Source organism: Mycobacterium sp. NGS48, from assembly GCF_059812585.1.
Genome location: NZ_JCALCY010000003.1, coordinates 267,615 through 279,763 on the forward strand (window position 1 = coordinate 267,615; position 12,149 = coordinate 279,763).

Consider the following 12,149-nt stretch of genomic DNA (forward strand, 5'->3'; position numbering starts at 1 on the left):
CGTGGCTGTGGCCCACACCCTAATGGGATGCCCCCACCGCGGGGATGCCCCAGCGACGATTGTGATGCGATAGAGCGGTGACGACACTTGACAACAGCCCTGCTCAGCTGCGTTCGGTGGCCGAAGCGCTGGCTCGCGAAGCGGCTGAGTTCGTGCGCCGTCGTCGCGCCGAGGTGTTCGGCGCCGATGCGAGCGTCCCGGCAAGCGAGGCGGTGCAGGCCAAGTCCACCCCGACGGACCCGGTGACCGTCGTCGATACCGAAACCGAGCGATTGTTGCGTGATCGACTGGCGCAGCTGCGATCCGGCGACCCCATTCTCGGTGAAGAAGGCGGTGGGCCGGCCGATCCTTCGGCGAGCCGTGCCGACACTGTCACCTGGGTACTTGATCCGATCGACGGCACGGTGAACTTCGTCTACGGCATCCCGGCCTACGCCGTCTCGGTGGCCGCGCAGATCGACGGCGTGTCGGTTGCCGGCGCGGTCGCCGACGTCGTCGGCGGCCAGGTGTATTCGGCTGGGACCGGACTCGGTGCGCACCTCGCCGAGGGGCAGGAAACCCGTCGGCTGCGATGCACCGGTGTCGACGATTTGTCGATGGCGCTGCTGGGCACCGGGTTTGGATATTCCAGGGGGCGCCGCACAGCCCAGGCGGCGCTGGCGGCCCGGATGCTGCCGGTGGTCCGCGATGTGCGCCGCATCGGTTCTGCCGCACTGGATTTATGCATGGTCGCGGCGGGCCGACTGGACGCCTACTACGAGCACGGGCTACACGTGTGGGATTGCGCGGCCGGCGCGGTGATCGCCGCCGAGGCGGGAGGGCGGATAGTGCTCCCGGAGGCTGGGGCGTCAACCGGCGGCGCCGGGCTGGTGGTGGCGGCAGCACCGGGGATCGCGGACGAATTGCTTGCTGCCCTCGACCGATTCGGCGGGCTGGCGCCGATCCCGGAGTAGGTCTGGTTGTCAGGCTTGTCCTCGCGGCGCGCATCGTCCGCTGGACGAAATCAGCAGCTGTTGGCGTGGATCTTCGACAGCAGCGCAGGATCTGGCGGCTCACCGGGCCCTGGGCGTAAACCGGCGAGCACCGCTTCGATGTCATCGCTGTGGGCCAGCGCGGTGAACTCGGTGCCCAGTGCCAGGTCGACGGAGTCGTCGGCGCGGTCGTCGCGGAACAATTCGGTGCATGGCGCCACCACCCACAGGGCAGCCGCCGCAGCCTGCCCGACCTCGCCGAAGCGGATCTGGCCCTGGCAGGCCAGGCGGGTATTGGCATAGATCGGGTCGTTGGCGGCGGTCGGCTGGGCGAAACCCAGGTCGCGCAGCGTGCCGGCGACGTCACCGGCCTGGCCGCCGCGCCCGCTGGCATTGAGCACCCGGATCTTGGTATCGGCCAGTTTGGCCGGGGTCACGTTGATCATCGTGCTGTACGGAACCGGGTCGCCCAGCCGCGGTTGCGCCGGATCGGTCTGCGGCGGCGGGGGATTGCAGATCGCGACCTCGTGGACGTCGGACGGACGGGTCAGTGCAATCGTCCAGATAAAGCCGGTTGCCACCACCAGAAAAATCAGCAGGAACATGGCGGGCCGGATGTTGCGGCGGCGAAACGGGCGACCATGTTTGTCGAACGCGGTGCCTTCGGTGATTTGCGCGACCACGGGAGAACTCTAGCGGTGATCACAAGGGCGGCGTAGCCGGGCGCAGTGGGTCGCCGCCGACGAGGCTAGCGGTGATCACAAGGGCGGCGTAGCCGGGCGCAGTGGGTCGCCGCCGACGGGGCTGGCGGCGATCCGAACGCGATGTTTAGAACCAGATAGGGCGGTCAAGATAGGTGTGTGACGTAAATCACACTTGAACAAACCGGGTTATGGGCACGAATCGTTTGGCGGATGCGTTCGACGCTGGTACAAAGCGTTGCTTGCAGGGTTTATGAGGGGAGCGAGGGGAAAGGCCGATGGCTACCGACTATGACGCCCCAAGGCGCACCGAGACCGATGACGTTTCTGAGGATTCGTTAGAGGAGCTCAAAGCGCGGCGCAATGAAGCGGCGTCGGCCGTAGTCGACGTCGACGAATCCGAGTCCGCTGAGTCGTTCGAACTGCCTGGCGCCGACTTGTCCGGCGAAGAACTGTCGGTTCGTGTTGTTCCCAAGCAAGCTGACGAGTTCACCTGCTCGAGCTGCTTTCTAGTGCAGCACCGCAGCCGGCTGGCCAGCGAGAAGAACGGCGTGATGATCTGTACCGACTGCGCGGCCTGAGCGGGTTGGGTCAGCTCCGCAATGCTGACAGCACCCGCTGCGGGTGACGGCAGCTCACCAGCCAGTACGGCGTCGGGTCGTCGGGGTCGTCGAGCACGACCAACACCATCGGGCCGACCCAGCCTCGGTGTAGTACGTAGGCTGCCGGATCGAGCTGGCGCCCTAACGCCGCAGACTTGGCCGAGCGCGGGATCTCCGCAGAACGGGCAATCGCCGTGACAGGCAGATGCGCCTCACCGGCCCACAGCTCGACGCCGTCGTCGCCGACGGTGACCCGAATTTCCATCCGGCCCAGCCACAGCAACGCTCCGGCGGCCACCGCGAACAGGACTGCAAATGGCAACCACACGGGCAGTGTCGGCACGCCGTGGTTGACCTCCAACGCGATGAGGGCCGCAGCCGCGAAACCCAGGGGCCACCACCACCATGGCACCCATAAATGCTCGCGATACCGCACACTTTGCGGCGCGACGCGCGTACCCGACACGCGGTCAAGGGTAGTCTGTGCCCCCGTGTCGACCAGTCTGGCGATCGTCCGCCTCGATCCGGGACTTCCACTGCCTAGTCGCGCCCACGAGGGGGACGCCGGCGTCGACCTCTGCAGCGCCGAAGACATCGAACTGGCACCGGGTCACCGTGCCCTGGTGCGCACCGGCATTGCGGTGGCCATCCCGTTCGGAATGGTCGGGCTGGTGCATCCTCGCTCCGGATTGGCTGCGCGAGCGGGGCTTTCGATCGTCAACAGTCCCGGGACCATCGACGCCGGCTACCGCGGGGAGATCAAGGTCGCGTTGATCAATCTCGATCCTGCGGCCCCGATCCATGTGCACCGCGGTGATCGCATCGCCCAGCTGCTGGTGCAACGCGTGGAGTTGGTCGAGCTCATGGAGGTGGCGTCGTTTGACGAGGCCGGCCTGGCGGGCACATCCCGTGGCGACGGCGGTCACGGCTCCTCCGGCGGACACGCGAGTTTGTGATCATGGCATTCGGTAAAAGCAAACCCCAAGACGACTCGGCCGAGGCAGAGGTGGCGGTCCCAGTGCAAAAACCGGAGCCGACGGCCGAAGTCGAATCCGACGTCGAACTCGACGGCCCGTTCGACATCGAAGATTTCGATGATCCCGCGGCCGCCGAAGTGGCCCGCTTGGACCTCGGCTCGGTGCTGATCCCGATGCCCGGGGACGGTCAGCTGCAAGTCGAACTCACCGATACCGGCGTCCCGAGTGCGGTGTGGGTGGTCACGGTCAATGGCCGGTTCACCATCGCCGCGTATGCGGCGCCGAAGACGGCCGGGTTATGGCGGGAAGTGGCCACCGAACTCGCTGATTCACTGCGCAAAGACGGCGCGAAAGTGACCATCCAGGACGGTCCCTGGGGCCGGGAAGTTGTCGGCAGTGCGGCCGGAGAGGTGCGTTTCATCGGAATCGACGGCTACCGCTGGATGATCCGCTGCGTGGTCAACGGAACACAGGAGACCATCAACGCGCTCACCGAGGAAGCCCGGGAAGCGCTGGCGGATACCGTAGTCCGTCGCGGCGATACACCACTGCCGGTGCGGACGCCGCTGGCTGTGCAGTTGCCCGAGCCGATGGCAGCGCAGCTGCGGGAGGCCGCCGCCCAACAAGCGGCCACGCAGCAGGATGATCCCGAACCGGCCGCCCGGCGCAGCGCCCAGGGGTCGGCCATGCAGCAATTGCGCGGCACCAGCACCGGAGGCTAAGCGGCGCCCAGCGCCGCCAGACACGCGGCGCCCAGCGCAGCCGGGTGGGCGCCGATCTGATCCAGCGTCACGGTGCGCACGGCGGCGCGCGGTGCGGCGGCCGCCCATTGCACGCCGACCTCCGCCGGATGGATCCGGTCGTCGACGGCCGTCGCCACCGCCAATGGGGACGCCAGAGCCGCGAGCTCTGCACAGGTTGGCGCGACGTAGGCCGCCGCCTCGTCCATGGCGTCGGGGAGTTGTGGCCACTGCCCCAGCCATGACCGGGCCAGCTCGTCACCCAGCCACGGCGGGCTGGACTCACGCATCTGCGCCGTCGTCGCGGCCAGTCCCTCGCGGCGGAGTTGCGCCGCGGAATGCCGCGCCGCATGCGCGGCCGGCGCATCGTCCGGCGCACCCGCCCAGGCGGGCAGCGCGGCCAGCACCGCCACCGCGCGATCGGGATGCGCCAGCGCCCATGCGGCGGCCACCGCGGCGCCGATCGAAACACCGCCGACCGCGATCGGCCCGCCGTGCGCCGCGTCGTCCAGGGCGGCGAGGTACCCGCGGACCAATCCCCCCGCCCGCGGGGGCGGTGCCACAATCAGCGCGCCGGCTGCACGTAACGGGCCGCCGAACGCCCGCCGGATGTAGTCGTCGTCGGATCCGGTGCCGGGCAGCATGACGGCCGGCACACCACTCAAGTCGACGGTCACAGCTTGATACTGCCTGGCAATCGCGGGTATCCCCCCGACACCCCAAGAGATACATGGCGTTGGGGAACCAACGGGTCTACGGTGTCCGTTGGCATATATGGGTTCGACCACCACAGTGGATTGGTTCCAGTGGGATCGGCCGAAGTGATCAGGAGAGGTGATGGCGACCCGCGAAGGTTATCTGCGCCGGCTCACTCGTCGTTTGACGGAGGACCCCGAGCAGCGCGACGTTGAGGAGTTGTCCGACGAGGCAACCAACACCGGCGCGCAGCGCGCGATCGACTGCCGCCGTGGTCAGGAGGTCACGATGGTGGGCACGCTGCGCAGCGTGGAAGCCAACGCCAAGGGCTGCGCCGGTGGGGTCCGTGCCGAGTTGTTCGACGGCACCGACACCGTGGCATTGGTGTGGCTGGGGCAGCGTCGTATTCCGGGCATCGACTTGGGCCGCACGCTGCGAGTGCGGGGTCGCCTGGGCAAGCTCGACAACGGCACCAAAGCGATTTACAACCCGCATTACGAAATTCAGCGGTGAGATGAATCCTGACGGGCGGGAATGACCATGGCAGATGACCGCACCGGCGCTGCCGAACGGGTGATGGCACACCTGGGCGGTGTGAGCGGAATGGTCTATTCTTCGCTGCCGGTCGTGGTGTTCGTCGTCGTGTCCGGCATGTCGGGAGTGATCCCGGCCACCGGCGCGGCGCTTGGGGTGGCGGCACTCATCCTGCTGTGGCGACTGATCCGGGGGGAGTCCACCCGACCGGCGGTATCCGGATTCATCGGCGTTGCCTTCTGTGCGTTGATCGCCTACGCGCTCGGAGAGTCCAAGGGGTATTTCCTGCTGGGCATCTGGGTGTCGCTGGTGTGGGCGACCGTCTTTGCGGTGTCGGTGCTGATCCGCCGGCCCGTTGTGGGCTACGTGTGGAGCTGGTGGGCCGGAGATGACCGCAGCTGGCGTGACGTGCGTCGCGCCGTCTACGCCTTCGATCTCGCGACCCTGACCTGGGTGCTGGTCTTCGGTGCCCGCTTTGTGGTGCAGCGGTTGCTGTACGACGCCGATGAGACGGGTTGGTTGGGTGTCGCGCGGATCGCAATGGGCTTGCCGCTGACTGCTGCGGCCGCCGTGGTGACCTATCTGGCGATCAAAGCCGCGCAGCGTGCATCAGGTCCGGTTCTGGTCAGTGCGCGGGCAGAAGCAGCTGGCGCAGCTCCGCCTCCGCCTCAGTAACGGCGACGAAGAGCAACTCGTCGCCGCCCTCCAGCGGTTCGTCGCCCTGCGGCACGATGACTCGCGGCCCACGCAGGATCGTCACTAGCGCCGCATCGCGCGGCAGCTCCAGCTTGCGTACCGGCTTGCCGCCCCACGGCGTGTCGTCGGGCAGCGTGATCTCGACGAGGTTGGCCTGGCCCTTGCGGAACTCCATCAGCCGCACCAGGTCTCCGACGGCCACGGCCTCTTCGACCAGGGAGGCCAGCATGCGCGGGGTGGATACCGCGACGTCGACGCCCCAGGCGTCGGTGAAAAGCCATTCGTTGCGTGGGTCGTTGACCCTGGCCACCACCCGAGGCACCGCGAACTCGGTTTTGGCCAACAGGCTGAGGACCACGTTGGCCTTGTCATCACCGGTCGCGGCGATGACGACGTCGAAGTCCTCGAGGTGGATCGATTCCAGCAAGCTCAACTCGCAAGCATCGCCCAGCCGCCAGTGCGCTGCCGGGATGGCATCGACATCGAGGTGTTCGGGGTTGCGCTCGATCAGGCTGACTTCGTGGCCACTTTCGATGAGTTCCCGCGCGATCGAGCGACCCACCGCGCCGGCGCCGGCAATCGCGACCTTCATAACTCTTCGCTCGGCGGCAGCGCGGCAATGGCCACCGCCTCGGCGGCGCGGCCGGATATCGCGGCGACGTAGACCTGATCGCCGGCCTGAATGACCGTCTTCGGTTCGGGTAGCAGCCCGCTGCCGAACCGGATCAAAAACGCCACCCGGGCTCCGGTCGCGGTTTCCAGATCGGTCAGGCGATGTCCCACCCAGTCCTCATGCAGCACTACCTCGACGACGGCGACGGTGCCGGTCGGATCGCGCCACTTGCTGGTCTCAGAGTCCCGAGTCAGCGCGTTGAGGAGGCGATCGGTAGTCCACGGCACGGTAGCGATGGTGGGAATGCCCAGCCGCTCGTAGACCGCGGCGCGTTTGGCGTCGTAGATCCGTGCCACCACCCGCTGCACGCCGAAGGTTTCCCGGGCCAGTCGCGCCGAGATGATGTTGGAGTTGTCGCCGGACGACACCGCGGCAAAGGCATCGGTCTCCTCGATGCCCGCCCGCAACAGCACATCGCGGTCGAAGCCCAGGCCCAACACCCGGTCGCCGGCGAAATCCGGGCTGAGCCGGTTGAAGGCAGTCCCGTCGCGGTCGATGACCGCGACATCGTGGCCGATCCGGGACAGGCCGTCGGCCACCGAAGACCCGACCCGGCCGCACCCCATCACCACTACCCGCACCTGAGGTCCTTTCGGCTGCGTCCTGCTCGTCTACGGAACGCTACCGCCAATCGCCGGTGGGCTTACTCTTGGCTCTCGTGTCCAAACTTTCGACGGCGGCGCGCCGGTTGGTGTTGGGTCGGCCGTTTCGCAGCGATCGGCTGAGCCATACCCTGTTGCCGAAGCGGGTCGCGCTACCGGTGTTTGCCTCGGATGCGCTGTCTTCGGTGGCTTACGCCCCTGAGGAAGTATTTCTCATGCTTTCAGTGGCCGGCCTGGCCGCGTACTCGCTGACGCCGTGGATCGGGTTGGCGGTGGCCGCGGTCATGTTGATCGTGGTGGCCAGCTACCGGCAGAACGTGCACGCCTACCCCTCCGGTGGCGGCGACTACGAAGTGGTCACCACCAACCTGGGCGCGAATGCGGGTCTGACCGTGGCCGCCGCGCTGATGGTGGATTACGTTCTGACCGTTGCTGTTTCGACAGCGTCGGCCATGTCGAACATCGGATCGGCCATTCCGTTCATCGCCGATCACAAAGTGCTGTTCTGCGTCATCGCGATTCTGTTGGTGATGGCGATGAACCTGCGGGGCGTCCGCGAGTCCGGGGTGGCGTTCGCCGTTCCCACCTACGCGTTCATCGTCGGTCTGGGCATCATGCTGGTCTGGGGCCTGTTCCGGATCTACGTTCTCGGTGACCCGCTCCGGGCCGAATCAGCCGGTTTCGACATGCGGGCCGAACACGGTCAGATCGTCGGATTCGCTCTGGTTTTCCTGGTGGCCCGGTCATTTTCCTCAGGGTGTGCGGCTTTGACTGGCGTGGAAGCGATCAGCAACGGCGTACCGGCATTCCGGAAGCCGAAGTCGCGCAACGCCGCAACGACCCTGCTGATGCTGGGCATGATCGCGGTCAGCCTGCTGATGGGCATCGTCCTGCTGGCCGAGAAGACCGGAGTCAAGATCGTCGACGATCCCGCGCGTCAGCTGATCGGTACCCCTGCGAATTACCAACAGAAGACGCTTGTCGCGCAGATTGCTCAAGCGGTGTTCGGCAGCTTTGAGATCGGATTTTGGCTCATCACCGTAGTGACCGCACTCATTCTGGTGCTGGCGGCCAATACCGCATTCAATGGCTTTCCGGTATTGGGTTCGGTACTGGCGCAACACAGCTATCTGCCGCGCCAACTGCACACCCGCGGTGACCGATTGGCCTTCTCCAACGGCATCCTGTTCTTGTCCGCGGCGGCTCTGGCCGCGATCATCTTGTTCCGCGCCCAGGTGACTGCCCTGATCCAGCTCTACATAGTCGGGGTGTTCTGGTCCTTCACGCTCAGTCAGATCGGCATGGTGCGGCACTGGACGCGCCTGCTGCGCAACGAAACTGATCCCTTGGCGCGGCGCAAGATGATGCGCTCGCGGGTGGTCAACACGATCGGCCTGGTTTCCACCGGAACGGTGCTGTGTGTCGTGGTGGTCACCAAGTTCGCCGCCGGCGCCTGGATTGCCGTCGTCGCGATGACGTCGCTGTTCCTTGTCATGAAGTTGATCCGCAAGCATTACGACGCGGTCAGCCGTGAACTGCAGCAGCAGGCCGCCGAGAACGAGGGTGTGGTGTTGCCCAGTCGCAACCACGCCCTGGTGCTGGTCTCGAAATTGCACCTGCCGACTTTGCGGGCACTGGCCTATGCCCGAGCCACCCGGCCCGATGTCTTGGAGGCCGTCACGGTCAGCGTCGACGACGGCGAAACACGCGAGCTGGTGAGCAAATGGGAAGACAGCGATATCAGCGTGCCGCTCAAGGTCATCGCGTCGCCCTACCGCGAGGTCACCCGCCCGGTGCTCGAGTACGTCAAGCGGGTCAGCAAGGAGTCGCCGCGCACTGTGGTGACCGTGTTCATTCCGGAGTATGTCGTGGGCCATTGGTGGGAACAGGTGCTGCACAACCAGAGTGCGTTGCGGCTCAAAGGGCGGTTGCTATTCATGCCGGGCGTGATGGTGACTTCTGTTCCATGGCAACTGTCTTCGTCGGAGCGCCTCAAGACGTTGCAGCCCCACATCGCTCCCGGAGACGCGCGGCGGGGAATCTTCGATTGACCGAACTCACGCTGACCGTCGGTGCGCCGGCGAACGGAGGCAGCTGTGTAGCCCGGCATGACGGTCGGGTGGTGTTCGTCCGTTATGCGCTGCCCGGTGAACGGGTACGGGCGCGGGTCACCGCGGATCGGGGTTCCTACTGGCACGCCGAGACCATCGAGGTGATTGCGTCGTCGGGTCACCGGATCACGTCATTGTGTCCGATCGCCGGGGTCGACGGGGCCGGTTGTTGCGACTTGGCCTTCGCCGAACCGGAGATGGCGCGGGCGCTCAAGGGCGAGGTGGTGGCCAATCAGCTGGCGCGCCTGGGCGATCAGCGATGGTGCGGTGTGGCCGAACCGCTTTCCGAGACGGGCCCAACGGGGTGGCGCACCAGGGTCCGGCTGGCGGTGGACGCGGACGGCCGCGCCGGCTTTCATCGTTACCGCAGCGACGAGTTGGTCAGCGATATTCGTTGCGCGCAGCTGGTTCCCGGGATGGTCGACGGCCTGGCCGTCGCGAGTTGGCCACCGGCCGCTCAACTGCATGTGGCCGTTGACGATGATGCGCAGCGTCATGTGGTGTGCACCGCGCGGCAGGGCCGACGCACCGCGACCGATGTGATCGAGGGCAGCTATCAAGCCGTGCAGCGGGCCGGTGAGCGCAGCTGGAAGGTGCCGATGACGGCGTTCTGGCAGGCCCACCGAGATGCGGCGCGGTTCTACAGCTCGTTGGTCACCGACTGGGCGCAGGCCGGCGCCGGCCAGACCGGATGGGATCTCTACGGCGGCGCAGGCGTTTTCGCGGCAGCGCTGGCCGACGCGGTAGGCGAGTCCGGGCGAGTGGTGAGCGTCGACACCTCCCGGGCGGCGTCGCGCGCAGCTCGAGCCGCGTTGTCCGACCTGGCCCACGTGAGTGTGGTCAACGATTCGGTGCGCCGGGCGGTGACCGCCCAACGCACGCGCGCCGACGTGGCGGTGCTGGATCCGCCGCGCGCCGGCGCGGGCCGCGACGTCATCGACCTGCTGGCTGCTGCCAATGTGCCTCGAGTGGTGCATATCGGGTGTGAGGCAGCGTCTTTCGCGCGCGACATCGGCCTGTACCGCGGACACGGCTACGTCGTCGAGAAGATCCGAGTGTTCGACTCGTTCCCGCTGACCCACCACGTGGAGTGCGCCGCGCTGCTGAGGCGCTGATGTGGTGATTGCCGCCGCGGGCATTGTCAAGCAGGGGAGTCGGTTCAGCTGTTTCGGCGACTACAGGCGGCATCCGCTAACTGTGATTACCGCGGCGGCGTCGGGGTCGGTGTCGAGGTAGGCGTGGCGATGACCAATAAACCGCCGGATACCCACTGAATGGTGATGGTGGTCTGCGGCAGCGCGGTCTGCAGGTCAGCTTGCAGTGTGCCGACATCCGGTTCAGCTTGCCCGATCAAGGTGACGGTGATCGCCGTGGCGGACCCGGTGATACTCAAGATTGCGGTATCTGGTGTGACTGATGCCCATTCGGCCGCGGTGCCGCGCGCGGTGGCAAGTGCGGTTTCGCTGCCATTGGGTTCGGCGGCTCCACGGGTGCGGGTCCAGGCGAGGCTGACCGGAATGCGGTAGTTGAACCGTGCGTTGAGCAGCGCGGTCAGGTTTCCGGAATTTTTTGGCGGATGTGGTCCGGTGGCGGAGACAACCAGCGTCCCGGATTGATAGCTGAGTCCTTTGAGGCTCGATGATTGCCCGGCCAGCCACTTCTCGACCACGGGGCTTAGCTCGTTCAGCGGCAGTTGCGGCATATTGGGCTGGTCGTCTTCAGGATCCCGCATGGGTATCCAGCCCAACTGCACAGTAACCGGATGGCCCAGTGCGCGACCGAGAGTGGCCGCCACACTCTGCACCGGTGGCGGTGACGTGGGACCCGCGATATCGGCGCGAATCGCGTTGTCAGAGGCTGTGATACGGGTAAGCCTGCTACCCGAGTCAAGAAGATCTGTAATTGTCTGGGTGGCTACCTTGAGTTCGTGGGCTTGGCGGGTGATAGCGATATAGCGCGGCGTGAGGATCAATGCGAGCGCTAATACGCAAACGCCTGCCACAGCCAGAGAAGTAAGAATCTGGCCGCGACGGGTCCGCAACATGTCTCCGGGAACCAAGCCAGTCAGCAGGAATACCACAGCCGCCATCAACACGATGCCGATCAGGTTCGTCAGAAACAACAACGCGGCGCCCCGAGCCAACTCTGGCTGCCCCTGACCCAGGAGCACACCGGCTGCCGCCAGAGGCGGGACGACCGCGACAGCGACTGCGACACCGGGCAGCGCTGCGGAAATCTGTTTGTGTACGGTGGCGATCGCCCCGGCGGCGCCTGCCCCGAGCGCAACCAGTAGATCCCGAATATCCGGGCTGGAACGCGCAACAACCTGGGCAGGCAGCCCGGTTCCAGTCGGGGGCAGCAAAACAGCGAACATCCATCCCACCGCGATGACTCCCACCACCGACAACGACACCAGCGTCAGGCCACGCAGCAGCTGCGGTCCCCATCCCATGATCAAGCAGGCTGCGATTCCCATGATCGGTGCCATCAACGGAGCGATCATCATCGCACCGATTACGACCGCCGCAGAATTCTGTAGCAGGCCGATCGCAGCTACCAGGCTGGAGAGAAACATCAGCACCGCGAAACGCGTGACTGTTGCACCCGACGGGGTCACCATCAAGGCTTCCATCACCGAATCGCGATCCTCGATCGGTAAGCGATTCAGCGGCCATGCCACCATCGAGACCACGCGATTCCTCAGCCCGGTCAGCATGTCGTTCCCCCTTGCGCCCCGGATTGCCTCAACGATGACGGTTTATTTGTCCGTGCGGTGGATCGGACCGATGTCAGGATATTGTGTGTAGTCAATGGTTTAGCTGATTTGTTCCACCGTTCGAGTCATC

General features: G+C 66.0%; 14 protein-coding genes. 8 read left to right on the forward strand and 6 right to left on the reverse strand.

Features of this window, described 5'->3' with window-relative positions; translation table 11 throughout:
• Positions 1 to 77: 77 nt before the first annotated feature.
• Positions 78 to 953: an inositol monophosphatase family protein gene (locus AC5Y42_RS08225; RefSeq protein ID WP_499897201.1), complete on the forward strand. Its 876-nt coding sequence runs from the start codon at positions 78 to 80 to the stop codon at positions 951 to 953.
• A gap of 50 nt (positions 954 to 1,003) precedes the next feature.
• Here AC5Y42_RS08225 and cei read toward each other — a convergent pair whose 3' ends face one another.
• The gene (gene cei, locus AC5Y42_RS08230) at positions 1,004 to 1,654 is read right to left on the reverse strand and encodes an envelope integrity protein Cei (RefSeq protein ID WP_499897203.1); all 651 of its coding nucleotides are present in this window, start codon (positions 1,652 to 1,654) and stop codon (positions 1,004 to 1,006) included.
• A 296-nt stretch (positions 1,655 to 1,950) separates the two neighbouring features.
• On the opposite strand from cei, the gene AC5Y42_RS08235 reads away from it, so the two are divergent.
• Positions 1,951 to 2,253 (forward strand): DUF4193 domain-containing protein, encoded by a 303-nt coding sequence (locus tag AC5Y42_RS08235; RefSeq protein WP_045382353.1) that lies wholly within the window; start codon positions 1,951 to 1,953, stop codon positions 2,251 to 2,253.
• A 10-nt stretch (positions 2,254 to 2,263) separates the two neighbouring features.
• Here AC5Y42_RS08235 and AC5Y42_RS08240 read toward each other — a convergent pair whose 3' ends face one another.
• Complete coding sequence (locus tag AC5Y42_RS08240; RefSeq protein WP_499897205.1) at positions 2,264 to 2,740, reverse strand: DUF3093 domain-containing protein; 477 nt, start codon at positions 2,738 to 2,740, stop codon at positions 2,264 to 2,266.
• 25 nt (positions 2,741 to 2,765) lie between these two features.
• Here AC5Y42_RS08240 and dut point away from each other — a divergent pair, with 25 nt between their 5' ends.
• Together dut and AC5Y42_RS08250 are read left to right on the forward strand one after the other, a co-directional pair.
• Positions 2,766 to 3,230 (forward strand): dUTP diphosphatase, encoded by a 465-nt coding sequence (dut, locus tag AC5Y42_RS08245; protein ID WP_499897207.1) that lies wholly within the window; start codon positions 2,766 to 2,768, stop codon positions 3,228 to 3,230.
• Positions 3,231 to 3,232: 2 nt separating this feature from the next.
• Complete coding sequence (locus AC5Y42_RS08250; RefSeq protein ID WP_499897209.1) at positions 3,233 to 3,973, forward strand: DUF3710 domain-containing protein; 741 nt, start codon at positions 3,233 to 3,235, stop codon at positions 3,971 to 3,973.
• On the opposite strand, the gene AC5Y42_RS08255 is transcribed toward AC5Y42_RS08250, so the two are convergent.
• Positions 3,970 to 4,668 (reverse strand): alpha/beta hydrolase, encoded by a 699-nt coding sequence (locus AC5Y42_RS08255; protein WP_499897211.1) that lies wholly within the window; start codon positions 4,666 to 4,668, stop codon positions 3,970 to 3,972. The genes AC5Y42_RS08250 and AC5Y42_RS08255 overlap by 4 nt on opposite strands.
• A gap of 160 nt (positions 4,669 to 4,828) precedes the next feature.
• Between AC5Y42_RS08255 and AC5Y42_RS08260 the strand changes: the two genes are divergently transcribed.
• Together AC5Y42_RS08260 and AC5Y42_RS08265 are read left to right on the forward strand one after the other, a co-directional pair.
• Positions 4,829 to 5,200: an OB-fold nucleic acid binding domain-containing protein gene (locus tag AC5Y42_RS08260; protein ID WP_499897213.1), complete on the forward strand. Its 372-nt coding sequence runs from the start codon at positions 4,829 to 4,831 to the stop codon at positions 5,198 to 5,200.
• 27 nt (positions 5,201 to 5,227) lie between these two features.
• The gene (locus tag AC5Y42_RS08265; RefSeq protein ID WP_499897215.1) at positions 5,228 to 5,896 is read left to right on the forward strand and encodes a DUF3159 domain-containing protein; all 669 of its coding nucleotides are present in this window, start codon (positions 5,228 to 5,230) and stop codon (positions 5,894 to 5,896) included.
• On the opposite strand, the gene AC5Y42_RS08270 is transcribed toward AC5Y42_RS08265, so the two are convergent.
• On the reverse strand, positions 5,847 to 6,509 hold the full coding sequence (locus tag AC5Y42_RS08270) for a potassium channel family protein (RefSeq protein ID WP_499897217.1): 663 nt from the start codon (positions 6,507 to 6,509) through the stop codon (positions 5,847 to 5,849). The two genes, AC5Y42_RS08265 and AC5Y42_RS08270, sit on opposite strands and share 50 nt — an antisense overlap.
• The gene (locus AC5Y42_RS08275; protein ID WP_499897219.1) at positions 6,506 to 7,171 is read right to left on the reverse strand and encodes a potassium channel family protein; all 666 of its coding nucleotides are present in this window, start codon (positions 7,169 to 7,171) and stop codon (positions 6,506 to 6,508) included. The genes AC5Y42_RS08270 and AC5Y42_RS08275 overlap by 4 nt, the downstream gene beginning before the upstream one ends.
• A gap of 77 nt (positions 7,172 to 7,248) precedes the next feature.
• Between AC5Y42_RS08275 and AC5Y42_RS08280 the strand changes: the two genes are divergently transcribed.
• Together AC5Y42_RS08280 and AC5Y42_RS08285 are read left to right on the forward strand one after the other, a co-directional pair.
• Entirely contained in the window at positions 7,249 to 9,243 is a 1,995-nt protein-coding gene (locus tag AC5Y42_RS08280; RefSeq protein ID WP_499897220.1) for an APC family permease, read from the forward strand.
• Positions 9,240 to 10,418 carry a class I SAM-dependent RNA methyltransferase gene (locus AC5Y42_RS08285; RefSeq protein ID WP_499897222.1) on the forward strand — a complete coding sequence of 393 codons (1,179 nt, stop codon included), beginning with the start codon at positions 9,240 to 9,242 and terminating at the stop codon, positions 10,416 to 10,418. The genes AC5Y42_RS08280 and AC5Y42_RS08285 overlap by 4 nt, the downstream gene beginning before the upstream one ends.
• Positions 10,419 to 10,504: 86 nt before the next feature.
• Here AC5Y42_RS08285 and AC5Y42_RS08290 read toward each other — a convergent pair whose 3' ends face one another.
• Positions 10,505 to 12,019 carry a DUF389 domain-containing protein gene (locus AC5Y42_RS08290; protein ID WP_499897223.1) on the reverse strand — a complete coding sequence of 505 codons (1,515 nt, stop codon included), beginning with the start codon at positions 12,017 to 12,019 and terminating at the stop codon, positions 10,505 to 10,507.
• Between the last annotated feature and the right edge of the window lie 130 nt (positions 12,020 to 12,149).

Excerpts from the sequence above, each read along its gene's own strand:
- AC5Y42_RS08235 (WP_045382353.1), top strand. The coding sequence starts at position 1,951 with ATGGCTACCGACTATGACGCCCCAAGGCGCACCGAGACCGATGACGTT.
- AC5Y42_RS08250 (WP_499897209.1), top strand. The coding sequence starts at position 3,233 with ATGGCATTCGGTAAAAGCAAACCCCAAGACGACTCGGCCGAGGCAGAG.
- AC5Y42_RS08260 (WP_499897213.1), top strand. The coding sequence starts at position 4,829 with ATGGCGACCCGCGAAGGTTATCTGCGCCGGCTCACTCGTCGTTTGACG.
- AC5Y42_RS08265 (WP_499897215.1), top strand. The coding sequence starts at position 5,228 with ATGGCAGATGACCGCACCGGCGCTGCCGAACGGGTGATGGCACACCTG.
- AC5Y42_RS08270 (WP_499897217.1), bottom strand. The coding sequence starts at position 6,509 with ATGAAGGTCGCGATTGCCGGCGCCGGCGCGGTGGGTCGCTCGATCGCG.
- AC5Y42_RS08290 (WP_499897223.1), bottom strand. The coding sequence starts at position 12,019 with ATGCTGACCGGGCTGAGGAATCGCGTGGTCTCGATGGTGGCATGGCCG.